The following is a 17,560-nucleotide window of genomic DNA, read 5'->3' as shown; positions in this document are numbered from 1 at the left end:
AGCATCACCATGAAAAATAAAGCAAAATTAGCTTCTCTTGCCATAGTTTTAAGCGTTGGTTTTAGCTATTTAAATAAAGTACAGGCACAAAACAACGGCTGGAACGAAGGAGCCAAGCTGGAAGACACGCAAGTGATTGTGGAAAAGAACCGCGTGATCGAGCTGCCGCAAGCCGCCCGTAACTTCGAAAAATTCCGCATCGATCCGCCGGCTGCAGCTGAGCGCAATGTGCGTTACCGTTTTACAGATTACCGCTTACCACAGCAGGATATTAACCTGCAAATGAAAGTGCTCACTATCAAGCAGGATGAGTTAAACAAACTATATGGCAATTACCTGAAAGCCGGCATTGGTAACTATGCCTCTTTATACTTGAAAGGCTATTTCCATAACAAGCGCAACGAAGATTATGACATCGGCGCAGACTTCAGCCACGTTGCATCAGGCAGAGGGCCGGTCGAGAATAAATATTCGGCGGCTGCCAACAGCCATATTGCTGTGCATGGCGAGCGCTACATGAAAGACCTGACTGTAGGAGGTGGTCTGCGGTACGGCCGTGATAAAAACCATTTTTACGGTTACGATCAGACTCCCGAGCGCGAAATTGAGATCGATACCATCCGTCAGGTGTTTAATAGGGTAGCAGCCAACGCTTTTCTGCATAACCAGACATCAGGCGCACCTTTCCTGTATAGAGGCGATCTGAAAATCAATTACCTGAAAGACCGTTTCGAAGCAAGCGAAAGCAACCTGCACCTGGGCTTGAACGGCGAGTATAGTATAGATTCACTTTCAGCTTTCCGTGTTGCGACAGAGTTCTCTTTTGTAACGCATAAAGACTCGGCCAGCGTAACGCGCTCGTTCTTTAAACTGCAGCCAACTTACGAAAGGCAGCTAGGTGCTTTAACCTTATCCTTAGGAGCAAACGTGGCTTATACCGGCGATGAAGTAAACGATGCGCGCCAGTTTAACATTTATCCAATGGTTAGAATAGGACTTGAGCCAGTGAAGGATAACTTGCTGATTTACGCAGGAGTAGGGGGTGATCTGGAAAGAGTAACTTTAAATTCCCTTACTGAAGAAAATCCTTTTTTAGCACCAAACGTGCAGGTAGCTGATATAAACAAAGGCCTCGAAATTTATGCCGGTTTTACAGCCAATGTGGCCAACTATGTAAACCTGACCGGTCGGGTTGCTTATCAGAATTACCGCAATTTATACTTCTACAACAACTCCCGCGCCGACTCAGCTAAGTTTGACCTGGTATATGACGATGGCGTGACAAATGTTTTTAATGTTTTTGCAGAAGCCGGATTTAATTATTCTGACGAGTTCAGGTTCGGATTAAAGGCTGACTATAAGAAATATAACACAGCAAGTTTAGAGCAGCCCTTCCACAGACCAGAGCTGATGGCGAGCATTTACGGTACCTATAACTTCTACGACAAGATTCTCTTTAACACAGAACTTTACTATATTGGTAGCGCGTATGGCCGTGTTTTCAGACCGGACGGAACATCAGTCCTGAAAGAGACAGACACAATTGTTGACCTGAACCTGAAAGGCGATTACAAATTCACGAATAATTTTACGATTTTTGTGATGGCCAATAACCTGTTCGGCAAGAAGTACGAGCGGTTCGTGCAGTACCCAAGTAAAAGTATAAACCTGATAGGGGGCGTAACCTATTCTTTCTAAAAGCTATGGTCGAGAAGCATATTAAAACGCTGTTGTATGAACACGATTGTGTTATCATTCCGGATTTTGGCGGACTGATTACGCGGTACGTGCCTGTACAGATCAATGCGGTACAACATACCTTGTCGCCGCCTTCCAAAAGGATAGCCTTTAACGAAAAGCTTACATTAACAGATGGTTTGCTGATCAGCTCGATCGCTTACCGCAACAATATTACCACAGAAGAAGCGCGCCAGTTAGTAGCTGATTTCGTGTTTCAGACCAAAGCGAAACTGGAAGCTGAAAAGCGTTTCGAACTACAGGAAATAGGTGTTTTCAAGTATAATGCCGAGCGCCGCATTGAGTTCGAATATGTGGAGAGCGACAACATGCTGGAGGCAAGCTTCGGTTTACCGGAAATTGTTGCCCGGCCAGTTCGCCCGGAAGAATCCGTTGTGCTGCGTACCTTGCTTAAAGAAACCAGACAAGAGCCTGTACATACTAAATTACCTTTCCGGAAGCGCTTACGCCGCTATTACAACATAGCTGCTACTTTGGCGTTGGGCGGCATCACCATGACGGGTTTATACTACCTGTCGCTACAGTCGGGATATGACCTGAGCAGCCTGAACCCGGTTTCTTATATTTCAGGAAATCAGGCAAGTGCAAACACCCTCCAAAACTATACTTCTGATGTATCAGCAGAGGAGCGAAATGCAGCTTACCAGCTTATACTTCCGGCCGCTGAAGCACGGGAAGTTGTAACAGAGAGTTCGTTTTTTGCTGCAAGTGAAAGTATAAATGACTCCTTATCTATTGCTTTAACAGAAAGTGTAAGTACAACTGATAAAGAAGAAGTTATACTTGCTGAAGCTGTTAAAGAACCTATTGTTGAAAAGGCAGCTGAACCAGTACTTACCGTTTCCGAGAAAACAGGCCGTTTCTATATTGTAACGGGTGGTTACGCCCGTTTGCAGAATGCAGAAGAAAGCCGCGACGGCATCCTGAAAAAAGGCCACGAAGCAAAAGTAATCATGCCTCTACGAGGAAGCAGATTATACAGAGTATCTGTAGCCGATTTTGCTACGGATGCCGAAGCAAAAGACGCGCTGAGAACTTACAGAAAATCATTTGGAGAAACTATTTGGGTACTTAATAACTAATATGCTATCACTCTTATTACAAATCACGACTGCTACAGCGCCTGCTGATACTACCGCTGCCCTTACTGAAGGCGCTGCTGAAGCTGCAGAAACTTCTGTTTCCCTGATCGATCTTGCCATGGCCGGTGGCTGGGCCATGATTCCGCTTGCTTTACTGTCTTTAGCTGCTGTTTACATTTTTATGGAACGCTACCTGACTTTGAAAAAAGCTGCTCAAAACCCAAGTGGTTTTAACGACCGCATCAAAAGTATGGTATTGTCAGGCGACATCAACGGTGCTAAAATGCTGTGTGCTCAAACCAACACACCTATTTCCCGCATGATCGGAAAAGGCCTGACACGTATCGGTAACCCTCTTAAAAATATCGAAACAGCCATTGAGAACGTTGGTAAAATCGAGATCAGCCGCCTGGAAAGAAACCTGGCTGCCCTTGCTACCATTGCCGGTGCTGCCCCGATGCTAGGTTTCCTGGGAACTGTAACTGGTATGATCGAAGCTTTTATTGCTATTGCACAGGCAGAAGGCACAATCAGCCCGAAGTTATTATCCAGTGGTATTTACCAGGCCATGGTAACAACAGCTGTTGGTCTGATTATTGGTCTTCCGGCTTATGTAGGATATAACTACCTGGTTTCTAAAATCGATAGCATTGTACACTCCATGGAATATTCTTCTATCGAGTTCCTTGACCTGTTACAAGAGCCACAATTGTAAGTATGAATTTACGTTCTAAGAATAGAATAAACCCGGAATTTAATATGTCCTCGATGACGGACATTATCTTCCTGCTGCTTATTTTCTTTATGCTTACCTCTAACTTTGTGGCTACAACAGGTATGCCGGTTAGTTTACCTACCAGCAAAGCCTCAGATACCATTATTCAGAAGATAAGTATAACGATAACAAAAGACCTGGAATACTACCTGAACGAGCAGCCCATTGCCTTTGCTGAGATAGAGCCTCAGCTGACTGCCTTGTTGCAGGGAACAGAGCAGGGCGCCGTTGTGTTGCATGTAGATAAGACTGTTCCGGTTGAGCATTTGGTAAACGTGGCCGGCATTGCAAAAAGCCTGAACGCAAGCGTGACGCTGGCTACCTCGACAACTGAATAATTTAATATTATGGCTATAGCCTTCACACAGGAAGAAGAAAAGAATAAGCGTGTTGCGGCCGGTGTAAGTATAGCGGTGCACATTATCATCCTGCTTCTCCTTATTTACGTGCTTGCCTGGAAAGCGCCGGGGCCACCTGCACCCGAGATGGGCATTGAGCTTAACTTTGGAATGGATGCTGCCGGAAGCGGCGACTTACAAACAACTGCTGTGGCCAACGAATCCAAAAACACACAGGATAGCAAACCGGCACCTACACAACCAGACCCGTTGCCGGATCCTGAGCCGGTCGTTCAGCCTACCCGTGCCCAGCCAACCGAAACGCCTAAAGTTGTAACCACTACTGCCGATGCCCCGGTTGCTGTGAAAGAAGTTGTAAAAGAACAGCCAAAGCCGCAACCGAAAGAAGAAGTAGTTAAAAAAGAACCTGAAAAGCCGAAATCACTTTACCCGGGCAAGCCAACAACCAGTACAAGCACGGGCAAAAGCGGAACATCAAACGAGGCTACCGGAAATAACAATGGCGATGATGCAGACGCGGTAGGCGACAAAGGAGACCCGAACGGTAAACTGAACGCTAAAGCTTTGTATGGTACACCGGGCGGTGGCGCAGGTGGTTTGGATATGCCAGGCTGGCGCTACGATATTCAACCGAAACGCGACCCATACAGCAACGAGAGCGGTATTGTTAAATTCAGGATTAAAGTAGATGGCGATGGCAATATTGTAAACGTGTCGTTGCTGGAAAGTAACGTTTCGCCGCAGGTAGTGGCCTGGTACCGCGAACAGATCCAGAAAACCACCTTCAGCCGTACAGGTGGCAGCAGCGATGCCGGAGCCAGTGGTGTTGTTACCTTTGTTATCCGGTCACGCTAATTTTTATACTTCAGTTTGATGACATACGAGGAGTGCCTTACTTATTTATACCAGCAATTGCCGATGTTTCAACGCATCGGCAATGCTGCTTTTAAGAAGAGCCTGGATAATATTATTGTCCTTTGCACCGCTCTGGGCGAACCGCAGCATCAGTTTAAAACCATTCATGTGGCCGGCACAAACGGCAAAGGCAGCAGCTCACACATGCTGGCCGCTGTGCTGCAACAATCCGGTTATAAAACAGGGCTTTATACTTCGCCGCACTTAAAATCTTTTACCGAGCGTGTCCGGATCGATGGTCAGGAAATTTCGGAGCAGTACGTTATCCAGTTTGTAGCGCAACACAAAACACTTTTCGAACGCATCCAACCTTCTTTTTTTGAAATGACAGTGGCGCTTGCTTTTAAGTATTTTGCTGATGAGCAGGTGGATGTTGCTGTGATAGAAGTGGGGTTGGGCGGCAGGCTGGATTCTACCAACATCATTACGCCGGAAGTAGCGCTGATCACCAACATTGGCTACGACCACCAAACTTTGCTCGGCGATACTTTACCAGAGATTGCGGGCGAGAAAGCAGGGATCATTAAACAAAATATACCTGCTGTTGTCAGTAAAAAGCAAATTGAGATTGCGCATGTGTTCGAGGAGAAAGCAGATTTGGTAAAAGCGCCGTTATACTTTGCTACGGATAGTTTCGAGGTGAATTATATTGCCTCAGACTTGCAGCAACAGACATTCGAAGTACACAAGGGTTCAGAGTCATACTTGCTGCAACTTGACCTCACAGGCGCTTATCAAAAGTATAATTTGCCTGGCGTGCTGCAAACATTGGCTATACTTCAGGAGAAAGGTTTTGCAATCACTCCCCAAAGTATAACTACTGGCTTAGCAAATGTTAAAGCTTTAACAGGATTAAAAGGGAGATGGCAAATTCTGAGTCAATCGCCTTTAACTATCTGCGATACAGGCCATAATGAAGATGGAATTAAACAGATACTTGCGCAGTTACAAGGCTTAAAACCAAAGCAGGTGCATATGGTTTTTGGCGCTGTGAATGATAAGGATATTACCACCATACTCACGTTACTGCCCAAATCGTACCGTTATTATTTTTGCCAGGCAGTAATCCCACGTGCGCTTGATGTGCAGGAACTGAAACAGAAAGCCGACCAAATAGGCTTGAGCGGTGAAATTTATACTTCAGTAGCAGAGGCAATTAAAGCGGCGAAAGCAAATGCGTTGCCGGATGAGGTTATTTTTATTGGAGGCAGTACCTTTGTGGTAGCCGAAGTAGAAGAGTTATAGAAATGGGAAGATCAAAATTAGAGAAGTTTGCAGTTATTGCAGAACGTGAAAACGTGATTCAGGAAGGGGATGAGCGTTATGCGAACCTGGCAGGAAAATGGCGTGAAGCGCATTTTAAAAACAACAACCCGCTCGTACTGGAAATAGGCTGCGGCCGTGGCGAATACAGCATCGGAATGGCTACGCTTTTCCCGGAGAAGAACTTTATCGGCATCGATATCAAAGGAGCCAGGCTATGGAAAGGAAGCACCATGGCTATGGAGCAGGAATTAACCAACGTGGCTTTTCTCCGGATATTTGTAGAGCAACTAAACGAGCATTTCGCGGAAGGAGAAGTAGATGAGATCTGGATTACGTTTCCGGACCCACGCCCGAAAGACCGTGATATCAAACGCCGCTTAACATCGCCGCGCTTCCTGAAACAGTACGAGCGCATCCTGAAGCCAAACGGCCTCGTGCACCTGAAAACGGATAACGAAATGCTCTATGAGTTTACGTTGGAAGTGCTGCAGGAGCAGAAAAAAGAAAAGCTGTTCCATACTTCGGATCTGTACAACTCCGATTTGCAGGAGCATACCATGGGAATTTACACGACTTATGAGAAACGCTACCTAGGCGAAGGAATTCCGATCAAATACCTGCAGTTTCAGCTTTAAAATATAAAAGCCAGTACCTTGTAAAAGTATAAAGTACTGGCTTTTATACTTTTAGTCAATCTCTATTTCTTCGAAGATATCCTGTAGTTCGTCAAAATCTTTGAAACCGGGCTTTTCTTCATGTCCGCCCTGCAAACCAATGCCGGCCGGCTTAACTTTTTCCAGTACTTCTTTTATATTTTCTTTCCCCAGGCCAAAACCAACCAGAATAGGGTAGTGTGTGGCCAGTTTTTTCAGGAAAGCAGTGTTCGTATCATCAATCGCTGTAAAATCGTGGGAGTAAAGCAGGAAATATTTAACGTAAGGGCTATACAGCTCCATGATCTCTAACAGCTCCGCTGCAGTGGAATCTTTGTTCACAAACATTTTCTGGATAACAGGCCGGCTAATCTGTTCGATCTCATCGATCAGGTAAGGCGCATCCAGTTGTACCAGGTCCAGTTTAAATTCCTCAGCCAGTTGGTTGATCTCTTCCGGGCGCTCGTTTTCAAATTCCCCGCAAAGCTGCACACCAGCTACCCAGCCTGCAATTTCTTTTAAGGTTTCGGGCTGCACCTGGTCTTCGTGGCCTTGCTTCAAATTAAAACTAACAACATCTACACCCATTGCGGCGCAATAACGGGCATCACTCAGGTTATTTATTCCGTTCACAATCACGGTGGTAGATAAACTCATGCTAAGGTATACTTTAGAATTGGTTTGCTGAATCAGTAACTCAAAGTAAAAGGCAAATTACTTGGCATACTAGCTTTTAAGGATATTTTTTACCGGATTTCATTTCCGGCTAGCCCTTCCAGGAAATTTGTCTCTACAATATTTGAACTCCTGAATCATTATAACTGCTTGGTTGTTGCTATATTTGTAGCAAATTAAATTAAGACAGAACTTACATTTCAGATATAAGATGAGTACGAAAGGAAGGGTGCTGGTAGCCATGAGCGGAGGTATTGACAGCTCAGTAGCGGCTGTAATGCTACACGAGCAAGGCTATGAAGTGGTAGGAATGACCATGAAAACATGGGATTATGCTTCTAGCGGTGCCAGCAAAAAAGAGACAGGCTGCTGCAGCCTCGATTCTATAAACGATGCCCGTAATATTGCCGTTCAGCTTGGTTTCCCGCATTATATAATTGATATCCGTGAAGAGTTTGGTGATTTTGTGATCAACCACTTTACAGACGAATACTTGGCAGGCCGCACGCCAAATCCATGTGTGCTATGTAATACGCACATTAAATGGGATGCCTTGCTGCGCCGCGCCGACCAACTTGGCTGTGAGTTTATAGCTACAGGCCACTATGCCAACATTCGTCAGGAAAACGGCCGCTATATTATTTCCAAAGGTTTAGATGAGAGCAAAGACCAGTCATATGCTTTGTGGGGTATTTCGCAGGAGAGCCTGGCACGCACTATTTTCCCGTTGGGTGGTTTGCGCAAGACAGAAATCCGCCAGATGGCACAGGACCGTGGCTTTGTGGAACTGGTTAACAAGCCAGAGTCTTATGAGATCTGCTTTATCCCGGATAACGATTACCGCAGCTTCCTGAAGCGCCGCATCGATGGCCTGGAAGAGAAAGTAGCTGGAGGCGAGTTTGTACTGGAAGACGGAACCGTAGTGGGCACCCATGAGGGCTATCCTTTCTATACCATCGGCCAGCGTAAAGGCCTGGGCATTGCATTAGGTTTCCCGGCTTACGTTACCCGCATCGATAAAGATAATAACCGCGTGGTGCTGGGTAACTTTGAGGATCTTGCTAAAAATGCCATGACGGTTGGTAAACTGAACATGGGCAAGTATGATAACCTGATCGACAGACCATTGCCAACTATTACCAAAGTACGTTATAACGACGGCGGTACCGAAGCGATCGTGGAGCAGGAGGGCGATAAAATGAAAGTACACTTCCTGAACGGGGTAAATGCGATTGCACCTGGCCAGGCGGCTGTTTTTTACGAAGGAAATGATGTTGTAGGTGGTGGATGGATCGAGTCTAACTACAACCTGAGCTATGCTTTAGATGTTATCCAATAGATGAGAAAGTTATTTCTGTTTCTGGTATTGCTGGTAGCTTTTGGCTGTAAAGACAAAAACGAAGAGGTTGTCCCTATGGATAATGGGTATGCATATTACCCGCTAGAAGTTGGCCAGTACCGTATCTACAGCATAACCAATACCTTTTACAGAAATAACATTCCGGAAACAAGCCGGTTTCAGATGCGGGAAGTGGTGGCTGATTCTTTTCAGGATCAGACCAACACGCTTGCCTATAAAATTGTGCGTTCTATCCGCACAAACGAAAACAGCGATTGGGTAAATGATTCTGTGATGGTCGTTACTAAATCAGACTCCAGGGTTATACTTACGAAAGATAATACAAAGTATATTAAACTGATTTTCCCGGTTAACAACAACGTCACCTGGATTGGGGATGCTTACAATACGCATATCATTAACGAGGACCCATTCCCTAAAAACAAAGAACCTTATACTTACAGTAATGTAGGCGAACAGTTTACAATTGAAGGGCATACCTTCGAAAACACTGCAACAGTAGTGCAGGGGAAACCTGCTTATAACAACGTTGTTAAGTATGATGACCGTAAAGAAGTGTACGCCAAAGGTATAGGTCGTGTATATCGCTTATTTAACAGGATTGTGTATTGCAACGATTCGCAGGGGAACGCCTGCCCGTATAACGAACGGTATAAGCTAAACGGACACGAGCGTCACGAAATTCTGATTGCTCACGGAAAAGAATAATATGAACAAACTGCTCTTCCTGGTCTCCATCTTAATTATACTTGCCAAAGGCGCAATGGCGCAAGGCACTAATGAACCGGGAAAGCAGAAATATCTGGTCTATTTCAAAGATAAAGCCGGTACACCCTACACTCTTCAGGAGCCGGAAAAGTTTTTATCCCCAAAATCGATTGCCCGCCGTTCGCGCCAGCAAATAGCCCTGACAACCCGCGACCTGCCGGTAAACCCTGCTTATATATCAGGTATAAAACAGCTTGGCATCGAAGTATGGTATTCTTCGCGGTGGTTTAATGCTGCAGTGATAGCATGTACTCCTACAGAACTGGAAGATATACAGCAGTTAACCTATGTACAGGGCAGTCGCGTGTTAAACAGGCTGCGCACGCCGGTAGTGGAGAAAGCTGATTCAAAGATAAACGAAACGTACACGTTAGCGTCCCTGGCGCCGATCCCCGCCAACAGCAAGGAGTATGGGCTTTCCTTTCACCAGGCAAATATGCTCGGAGCAGTTGATCTGCACACAGCCCGCTTTACCGGCGAAGGCATGACTATTGCGGTTTTGGATGCCGGATTTCCGGGCGTAAATACCATTCCGGCTTTCGCACACCTTTTCCAGAATAACCAGTTGAAAGGTACATTTGACTTCGTTCAGAAAAAGGAAAATGTATATAATGCCAGCTCACATGGTACATCTGTACTGTCTACCATGGGGGCTTATGAACCTAACAAAATTATCGGGACAGCCTATAACGCCAATTACCTGTTGCTTCGCACCGAAGATGCTGCCAGCGAACACCACATCGAAGAAATAAACTGGTTACTGGCCGCTGAGTATGCCGATAGCGCAGGGGCTGATGTTATTAACTCCTCCTTAGGATATTCGCTCTTCGATGCACCCTCGGTTAGTTATACGTACCAGCAAATGGATGGCAACACGACGCTGGTGGCAAAAGCTGCTGATATAGCTGCAGCTACCGGTATGCTGGTAGTGGTGAGTGCCGGTAACGATGGCACTAAACCCTGGCGCTACATTGCCTCTCCTGCTGATGCGGATTCGGTGCTGGCAGTTGGTGCTGTGGATTCTTTGGGGGTGAAAGCGGCATTCAGTTCTTTCGGGCCAACTGCCGATGGACAGGTAAAACCGGATGTGGTGGCTTTAGGCCAGAACGCCTATGTTTTGAACCAGAACGGCACGCTTGTAAAATCGAATGGCACTTCCTTTTCAGGACCGATCATAGCGGGTTTTGCAGCCAGTTTATGGCAGGCAAATGCTTCCAAAACCAACCGGGAAATGATCCAGTTGATCAGGCAACTTGGCAGCCAAGCAACTGCACCCGATAATGCGCTCGGTTATGGTATTCCAAAGTATAAAAAAAATGTAACCGGCCTGCCGGACTTGCTAATTGAAAAAGGCATCTATATAACCAACCCGGTTGGTAAAGATAAGATAGCCTTAAGCTACAGCGAAGAATGGAGCAAGCAGGCGATAACAGTTTCCGTTTTTGATGTAACCGGAAAGCTCGTATTCACGCAGCAATTAACGCCAGGCACCAAGCAGCAAATACTCGCTTTAGATCCCCAGCTGTTACAAAAAGGTGTTTACCTGTGCCGAATCAGGTCAGGAAATATGGCCGAAACGCTGCGGTTTGTAAAACTATAAGGTACCAAAGTATAAATAAGTATAAAGTTAAAGGCTGAGGAGATGCATCATACATTTCCTCAGCCTTTTCTGTTTTAAATAAACTTATAAAGTACCGATTTGAGGCTCAAAATAGCGGTGCTCTTCCCATTTCTTAAATTTATCGATCTCTTTCTGGAAAGAACTTATAAACCAGGCAATCAGGCTCAGGTCATCCAGTAAACCAATGGCCGGCAGAAAATCAGGAATAATATCGAGTGGCGTAACCAGGTACAAAATAACAGCTACCCCGATCAGCATCGACTTTGATTCTACATCGCGGTATGAACCATCAGCATACGCCTTTCCTAACCTGATAAAGGTGTGCAATACTTCTTTTATTTGCTCAAATCCGCTTTTATTGCTTTCTACATCAATAAGTTTATTGTAAGCCTGCGTAAATAAATAGCCAAGTTTAACGGGCTTTGCTATTACTCCGCCTGCACGGCCCAAAAATTTCTGGAATAGGGGATTTTGCGATAGTGTAAGGCCGCGTTGTATCCAATCGTTTAACATAGTATGATAGTTTAGTAACCAAGAACTCTTTTTACGGCAATTTATATGCTTTGGCTGCGATATGATTCAGGCATATATTGCGTTATAAAAATATATATGCTGATTTAGTTGATTAACTATAGGTAGTTCCTTTAAATTAGTGTACTTTATCCTACCATAGTGCAAAGTTACGGTTATTGTTAATTGGGAAGCTCGTATGAGACTGTTATTTAAAGTTCTTGCACCGTCGTTGCTGTTTTTAGGTGGAGCAGCTTTTATAGCTGTAGATTATTTACCGGAGCAGATCGAAATTAAAAAGCAACTTGTTGTAGGTGCCGATCCTGAGCAGGTATATACGTACCTGCAAAACCCCACCGACTGGCCTCACTGGAGTGCACTCGGGAAAGCCCATGATCCTTCGGTTATTCATTTATATGGCGGACCAAGAACGGGATCCGGGGCGCGTATGCAGTGGAGTGGCGATAAACTGGGAAACGGCCACCTGGTACTGAACGAAACAACCAGCCCTGCCTTGTTAACCTACACGCAGCTAACCAACGGCGACACGGACAGTACTTTCGGCGTGTTTATATTAACCGAGGTGAAAGGCGGCACGCAAATTAACTGGAGCCAGCGCATGCAATTAGAACCTACGAAACTTGCGAAGCTGAAAGGTGTGCTCCGCAAGTATAAAATGGAGCAACAACAGGAGCAAGGCTTGCTCGGCTTAAAAACCTTGTTACTCGAAAACAGTAAGAAGAGAGCAGAAAACAAAACCAGATAAAGCATGCCTACTGCCATACTTAAACCTGAGCCTCAGGAATACCCCGAAGCATTTAAGTCTTACATTGAGCTGGTACCCGCCGACAAGGATGTGATGTACTACCTTGAAAAGCAGCATGCGGACCTGCTGCATATGTTTAAAGGCATATCAGATGCACGCGCCGAAGAATCGTATGAGCCAGGTAAATGGACAATAAAAGAGCTGCTGCAACACATGATCGATTGCGAGCGCATTTTTGCTTACCGTATACTTTGCATCTGCCGCGGAGAAACTGCCTCTTTACCGGGTTTCGACGAAAACCTATACGCCTACAACTCCCTGGCTAATATCCGCCCCCTGGAAAGTATACTGAACGAATATGATCTGCTCCGGAGATCGAACCTGGCCATGATCAGGAGCTTCACCTCCGAAATGCTGGACCGTGTAGGAATAGCAAACGGAAACCAGGTTACGCCAAGAGCGCTCGTCCATATTATTGCAGGCCACGAGCAACACCACGTTAACATCCTGAATGAGCGTTATGCTAAAATGAAAAAGTAAATTAGTACGTATATAAAAGTATAAAGGCCTGCTACACAGCAGGCCTTTATACTTTTAAAGCAGTTCGTTAGCGAGGTTAGCCAGTTCTGAGCGTTCTCCTTTTAACAAAGTAATATGGGCGTAAAGCGGATGGTTCTTGGCTCTATCGATCAGGTACGAAAGGCCGTTGCTTTGCGAGTCCAGGTAAGGCGTATCGATCTGGTAAATATCGCCGGTAAAAATGATCTTGGTATTTTCGCCTGCTCTCGATATAATGGTTTTTACTTCGTGTGGCGTCAGGTTCTGGGCTTCATCCACAATAAAAATGATATTGGATAAACTGCGGCCCCGGATATAAGCAAGCGGTGTGATCATCAGTTTTTCAAGCTCTACCATTTCTTTTATCTTCTGATACTCTTTGCTCGACTCCGAAAACTGGTTCTGAATATACTTCAGGTTATCCCAGAGCGGCTCCATGTAGGGGTTTAGCTTAGACTTGATATCGCCGGGCAGGTAGCCAATATCCTTGTTGCTGAGTGGCACAATAGGGCGCGCCAGGTAAATTTGTTTGTAGTTGTGGCGTTGCTCCAAAGCACTTGCCAGAGCCAGCAGCGTTTTACCCGTTCCGGCCACACCCTGCACCGAAATAAGCTTTATATCCGGGTTTAAAAGGGCATGCAGCGCAAAGGTCTGTTCGGCATTGCGTGGCTTTATGCCGAAAGCTGCTTGTTTATCTACGCGCTCCAGCTTTTTTTCAGGGGAGTTGTAGAATGCAAGTATAGAACTCTTAAAACTCTTGAGTACAAAGTAATGGTTATCAGCAGGCTGTTCTTCTAAAATCTGATCGGTATCGCAGGAGCCTTTTTCATACAACTCGTTTATGGCCGCTGCCGGAACATCTTCCAGCGTATCATTTCCGGTATATAAACCTGCCACGTCCTGTACTTTGCCTGTTTCATAGTCCTCAGAAACCAGGTTAAGCGCCCGGGCTTTCAGGCGCAGGTTAATGTCTTTGGTTACCAGCACCACTTTTGCATCCGGCTGTTCGCTTTGCAGCTCCAGTGCGGCATTCAGGATACGGTGATCGTTCTTGTCTCCGAATATCTTGGTAGCATCCACCCGTGCAGATTCATTCATCAATACTTTAAAGCTGCCTTTATTTTTTCCGTTCAGTGGCAACCATTGCTGCAATTTGTGCTCCGCAGACAGTTTATCGATAAACCTGATAAATTCGCGGGCCTCGAAGTTTTTAATGTCGTTGCCCTTTTTAAAATTATCCAGCTCTTCCAGCACCGTGATCGGGATGGCCACGTCGTGCTCCATAAAATTTTGTACAGCGCTGTGGTCGTAAAGTATAACGGAGGTATCGAGTACAAATATTTTTTTGTCGGTAGCCGCTGATACTGCTTTGGTTGATTTTGAGGTTTTTGCCGTTGAACCGGCCGAATTTTTTTTGGTGGCTGAGACGGATGTAGCCGGTTTAGTTGTAGTAGGCATAGATTTTTAGGTAAGGGTGAAACCGTAAAAAGTAAATGTGTTGCCTTGTACTGAAACCTGTTGGCACAGGTACTGATAGCCTTTCTACGCAAGAATAAAACCGACGGCTGACGGGTTATTTGCCTGATTTTAAGGTTGATTTATCAAAGTATCGTTTTTAAAATATAGTAGCTTGAAAACTAATTATTTACAAACTAAAAATCTGAAACCTATACTTTTAAAAGTCAGAAAAAATTTATATTATACTTTCAATTAGATTATTGCCGATGAAAAGAAGTGTTTCCTGTTTGGTATGCATACTTTGTTTACTAAATTCTGCCGGTGCAATGGCTCAATCTGATAAAGCAGTAAAAAGCCCAGCCAAAGGAATATGGCCTTTCAGGTACAACAAACTAGATAAGCAGGGTAATTACCATGGCAGGTGGAAATTATATGGACCAGATGAAAAGACTTTAATCCGGAATGGTAGGTTCAGGCATGGAGCAGAAATAGGGAAGTGGCGTTATTATTACTTGAGTGGCCAGTTGATGATGCTTGAGTACCATAACAGGAAAAGGGCAGATTTCACCGTAAAACGCTACCACAAAAATGGTGCTTTAGAAAAACAAGGACAGGCCCGTTGGGTGGATGAAGGAAAACTAATCCGCTATTACTGGTTCGGGTTGTGGGATATTTTTAATGAGCAAGGGCAGCTAACTCATCAGGAATATTACGAAAAAGGAAAACAGGTAGAACTGCAGCCTGCAAATTGAACTGGCTTCTGGTTGTAAGGTCAGCTTAAAGTATAGTATGCATCTTTTTCTTTATCGTGCAGGCGCAGGTAGCCATGTATCACTAATTTAACCAGTATGCGGTAAGCCCGCCGCTCCGAAAGATTTGCCAGCTTGGTGTATTGCCTGAGCGTAATGCGCGGATTTTTTGCCAGGTAGTCCAGTACAAGGTTTTCGTGGCGGTCTAGAGGCAGTGACTCGAACTGTTGGGGTGTTTCGCTGGCAAGGGTTTTATTTACCAGCTTGCTTGTTTGTACGCTCGTATCCTGTACGCGCACATAGCCGCGCCAATCATCGTCCTTCACTTTAGCGAAATGGGGTTTCTGCCTGCTTTCCGGCACAATAACTTTCAGCACAGTGCCATCATCCGTTTCTATTTCTTCATATTTTACCTTCACCGGAGGATCACAGTAAAAAGCGGCAGCCTGGCCTAAGGTATGTTTTTCTTCTTCCGGATCTACGCCGCAAATGGTGCCGTTATCTTTCACCCCGATCAGGATAACACCGCCCCGCGTGTTGGCAAACGAAACCAGCGTGCGCGCTATTTTTTCGGGTTGGGTGACGCGTTGCTTAAAATCCACGCTGTCGTTTTCACCGGAAAGTATGAGTTGTTGCAGTTTGTCCATCAGATTGGGAGTGGTAGAGTAGCTTTATACTTTTAACGTACGGATATAGTCGGGTTTATACTTGAGCTGGAGCTGATTTATACTTGAAAACGAAAGTATGAACCAAAAAAAAGCGGACCGTGAAGCCCGCTTTAAAATTTATACTTTCCCTGGTTAGAAAGGAAGGTCGTTATCGGCATCGCTGCTGTAAAAAGAGGGTGCGTTGTTTTGAGCCGGAGCCGAAGCAGGGGCATCGTAAGAGGCATTAGAGCCAGCGCTTGCGCCTTCAATTCTCCAGGCCTGCAGGTTCGTGAAATACATCGTTGTACCGTTTTTCACGAAAGGCTTACCCGTCAGGTTAAACGTAACTTTTACTTCATCTCCGTTCTTATACTGGTCAAGCAGGCTGCACTTATCCTGTGTAAGCTGAAACTTGATATATTGTGTATACGAACCATCCGGAACCTCCAGCACAAACTCACGTTTCTTAAATTTATCGCTTACTTGCTGCTCGTCAAATGTTTCGTAAAGCTTTCCTTGAATATCAAACGACATAATTACTTTTTCTTAAATTTAACTCTTATAACGGTACAAATATAACTAATTTTCTGCTGAAATCTCCTTGGTTTCGCGCTTTAAAGTATAAACACGGTCTGTTTTCAGTTGGTATGTACGGCAACTAAACGCAGGCGTTCACTTTATCAATCAAACAAAAAACTATGCAAAATATTGCCATTGCCATACACGGCGGCGCCGGAACCATTACCAAAAATACCTTAACCACAACCCAGGAAATAGCCTTTAACGCAGCCCTGAAACAGGCCGTGGAAGCCGGGCACCGCTTGTTGGCAAAAGGTGGCACCGCACTTGATGCCGTTGAACTGGCCGTTACCATACTGGAAGATGAACCTTTGTTTAACGCGGGCCGGGGCTCGGTTTTCACGAAAGCGGGCAAGCACGAAATGGATGCCGCCCTGATGTGTGGCAAAACGATGGCGGCCGGTGCCGTGGCTGGCGTGCGAGGTATCAAAAACCCGATCAAACTAACCCGGGCCATACTTGAAAAATCTGATAACGTGATGTTGAGCGGCTACGGGGCCGAAGAGTTTGCCCGCGAACATGCCATCGAATTTGCGCCTGAATCATACTTTTATGATGCTTACCGTTATCAGCAGTGGTGCGAAGTGCGCGATACCAATCTATTTTTGATGGACCATACCGAGCAGCGTGAACAGAAATTCGGGACTGTAGGGGCTGTAGCCGTAGACAGCGCCGGTAATGTAGCAGCTGCTACCTCAACTGGCGGCATGACAAATAAGAATTTCAACCGTATCGGTGATACACCCATCATTGGGGCGGGAACATACGCCAATAATGCGACTTGCGCCGTTTCGTGTACCGGGCATGGCGAGTTTTTTATTCGGTCGGTGGTAGCCTATGATATTTCGTGCCTGATCGAGTACAAGGGTTATACTTTGCAGGAAGCCTGTGAGGAAGTAGTATTGAACAAACTAATTAAAATTGGGGGAGAAGGTGGTTTGATCGCGGTGAACCCAGCTGGCGACATTGCCCTGACATTTAACTCGGAAGGTATGTACCGCGCCTGCAAACGCAACGACGAGCAAACCATACTGGGTATCTATAAAAACTAAGTATAAAAA

The 17,560-nt window shown here is 45.4% G+C and carries 19 protein-coding genes; 14 read left to right on the top strand and 5 right to left on the bottom strand.

Going from position 1 to position 17,560, the window contains the following annotated elements:
- The first annotated feature begins 9 nt into the window (after window positions 1-9).
- Genes DP923_RS09040 through trmB form a run of 7 tightly spaced genes read left to right on the top strand, consistent with a single transcriptional unit; the run spans window position 10 to window position 6,790 of the window.
- Entirely contained in the window at window positions 10-1,698 is a 1,689-nt protein-coding gene (locus DP923_RS09040) for a TonB-dependent receptor (RefSeq protein ID WP_112305492.1), read from the top strand.
- Window positions 1,699-1,703: 5 nt separating this feature from the next.
- Window positions 1,704-2,840 carry an HU domain-containing protein gene (locus tag DP923_RS09035; RefSeq protein ID WP_112305491.1) on the top strand — a complete coding sequence of 379 codons (1,137 nt, stop codon included), beginning with the start codon at window positions 1,704-1,706 and terminating at the stop codon, window positions 2,838-2,840.
- Between the two features lies 1 nt (window position 2,841).
- The gene (locus DP923_RS09030) at window positions 2,842-3,555 is read left to right on the top strand and encodes a MotA/TolQ/ExbB proton channel family protein (RefSeq protein WP_239020980.1); all 714 of its coding nucleotides are present in this window, start codon (window positions 2,842-2,844) and stop codon (window positions 3,553-3,555) included.
- A gap of 2 nt (window positions 3,556-3,557) precedes the next feature.
- Window positions 3,558-3,953 (top strand): ExbD/TolR family protein, encoded by a 396-nt coding sequence (locus tag DP923_RS09025; protein ID WP_112305490.1) that lies wholly within the window; start codon window positions 3,558-3,560, stop codon window positions 3,951-3,953.
- A 9-nt stretch (window positions 3,954-3,962) separates the two neighbouring features.
- Entirely contained in the window at window positions 3,963-4,829 is an 867-nt protein-coding gene (locus DP923_RS09020; protein WP_112305489.1) for a hypothetical protein, read from the top strand.
- Window positions 4,830-4,847: 18 nt separating this feature from the next.
- Window positions 4,848-6,134, top strand: a complete 1,287-nt coding sequence (locus DP923_RS09015; protein WP_112305488.1) for a bifunctional folylpolyglutamate synthase/dihydrofolate synthase — start codon at window positions 4,848-4,850, stop codon at window positions 6,132-6,134.
- A gap of 2 nt (window positions 6,135-6,136) precedes the next feature.
- Entirely contained in the window at window positions 6,137-6,790 is a 654-nt protein-coding gene (gene trmB, locus DP923_RS09010) for a tRNA (guanosine(46)-N7)-methyltransferase TrmB (RefSeq protein ID WP_112305487.1), read from the top strand.
- 51 nt (window positions 6,791-6,841) lie between these two features.
- Here trmB and DP923_RS09005 read toward each other — a convergent pair whose 3' ends face one another.
- Window positions 6,842-7,465 (bottom strand): phosphoribosylanthranilate isomerase, encoded by a 624-nt coding sequence (locus DP923_RS09005; protein WP_112305486.1) that lies wholly within the window; start codon window positions 7,463-7,465, stop codon window positions 6,842-6,844.
- A gap of 229 nt (window positions 7,466-7,694) precedes the next feature.
- On the opposite strand from DP923_RS09005, the gene mnmA reads away from it, so the two are divergent.
- Genes mnmA through DP923_RS08990 form a run of 3 tightly spaced genes read left to right on the top strand, consistent with a single transcriptional unit; the run spans window position 7,695 to window position 11,211 of the window.
- Window positions 7,695-8,822, top strand: coding sequence for a tRNA 2-thiouridine(34) synthase MnmA (gene mnmA, locus DP923_RS09000; RefSeq protein ID WP_112305485.1), 1,128 nt, complete (start codon window positions 7,695-7,697; stop codon window positions 8,820-8,822).
- Complete coding sequence (locus DP923_RS08995; protein ID WP_112305484.1) at window positions 8,823-9,551, top strand: hypothetical protein; 729 nt, start codon at window positions 8,823-8,825, stop codon at window positions 9,549-9,551. It begins immediately after the preceding gene.
- 1 nt (window position 9,552) lies between these two features.
- Window positions 9,553-11,211 carry a S8 family serine peptidase gene (locus DP923_RS08990; protein ID WP_125047690.1) on the top strand — a complete coding sequence of 553 codons (1,659 nt, stop codon included), beginning with the start codon at window positions 9,553-9,555 and terminating at the stop codon, window positions 11,209-11,211.
- An 84-nt stretch (window positions 11,212-11,295) separates the two neighbouring features.
- On the opposite strand, the gene DP923_RS08985 is transcribed toward DP923_RS08990, so the two are convergent.
- Window positions 11,296-11,745 carry a YkvA family protein gene (locus DP923_RS08985; protein ID WP_112305482.1) on the bottom strand — a complete coding sequence of 150 codons (450 nt, stop codon included), beginning with the start codon at window positions 11,743-11,745 and terminating at the stop codon, window positions 11,296-11,298.
- Between the two features lie 196 nt (window positions 11,746-11,941).
- Between DP923_RS08985 and DP923_RS08980 the strand changes: the two genes are divergently transcribed.
- Both DP923_RS08980 and DP923_RS08975 read left to right on the top strand, forming a co-directional pair.
- A complete protein-coding gene (locus DP923_RS08980) occupies window positions 11,942-12,508 on the top strand; it encodes an SRPBCC family protein (protein ID WP_112305481.1) in 567 nt (188 codons plus the stop codon).
- A gap of 3 nt (window positions 12,509-12,511) precedes the next feature.
- Entirely contained in the window at window positions 12,512-13,048 is a 537-nt protein-coding gene (locus tag DP923_RS08975) for a DinB family protein (RefSeq protein WP_112305480.1), read from the top strand.
- Window positions 13,049-13,102: 54 nt separating this feature from the next.
- On the opposite strand, the gene DP923_RS08970 is transcribed toward DP923_RS08975, so the two are convergent.
- The gene (locus DP923_RS08970) at window positions 13,103-14,524 is read right to left on the bottom strand and encodes a PhoH family protein (protein ID WP_112305479.1); all 1,422 of its coding nucleotides are present in this window, start codon (window positions 14,522-14,524) and stop codon (window positions 13,103-13,105) included.
- Window positions 14,525-14,850: 326 nt separating this feature from the next.
- Here DP923_RS08970 and DP923_RS08965 point away from each other — a divergent pair, with 326 nt between their 5' ends.
- The gene (locus DP923_RS08965; RefSeq protein WP_112305478.1) at window positions 14,851-15,276 is read left to right on the top strand and encodes a toxin-antitoxin system YwqK family antitoxin; all 426 of its coding nucleotides are present in this window, start codon (window positions 14,851-14,853) and stop codon (window positions 15,274-15,276) included.
- 20 nt (window positions 15,277-15,296) lie between these two features.
- Here the strand turns inward: DP923_RS08965 and DP923_RS08960 are convergent, their stop codons facing one another.
- Entirely contained in the window at window positions 15,297-15,920 is a 624-nt protein-coding gene (locus DP923_RS08960; protein WP_112305477.1) for an RNA-binding domain-containing protein, read from the bottom strand.
- 153 nt (window positions 15,921-16,073) lie between these two features.
- The gene (locus tag DP923_RS08955; protein WP_112305476.1) at window positions 16,074-16,454 is read right to left on the bottom strand and encodes a DUF3127 domain-containing protein; all 381 of its coding nucleotides are present in this window, start codon (window positions 16,452-16,454) and stop codon (window positions 16,074-16,076) included.
- Window positions 16,455-16,618: 164 nt separating this feature from the next.
- On the opposite strand from DP923_RS08955, the gene DP923_RS08950 reads away from it, so the two are divergent.
- Entirely contained in the window at window positions 16,619-17,551 is a 933-nt protein-coding gene (locus DP923_RS08950; RefSeq protein WP_112305475.1) for an isoaspartyl peptidase/L-asparaginase family protein, read from the top strand.
- The last annotated feature ends 9 nt before the right edge of the window (window positions 17,552-17,560 follow it).

Source organism: Pontibacter arcticus, assembly GCF_003284895.1.
Lineage (GTDB): Bacteria > Bacteroidota > Bacteroidia > Cytophagales > Hymenobacteraceae > Pontibacter > Pontibacter arcticus.
Note: the sequence above shows the minus strand (reverse complement) of the source record. Positions and strands in the feature narration are given on the sequence as shown.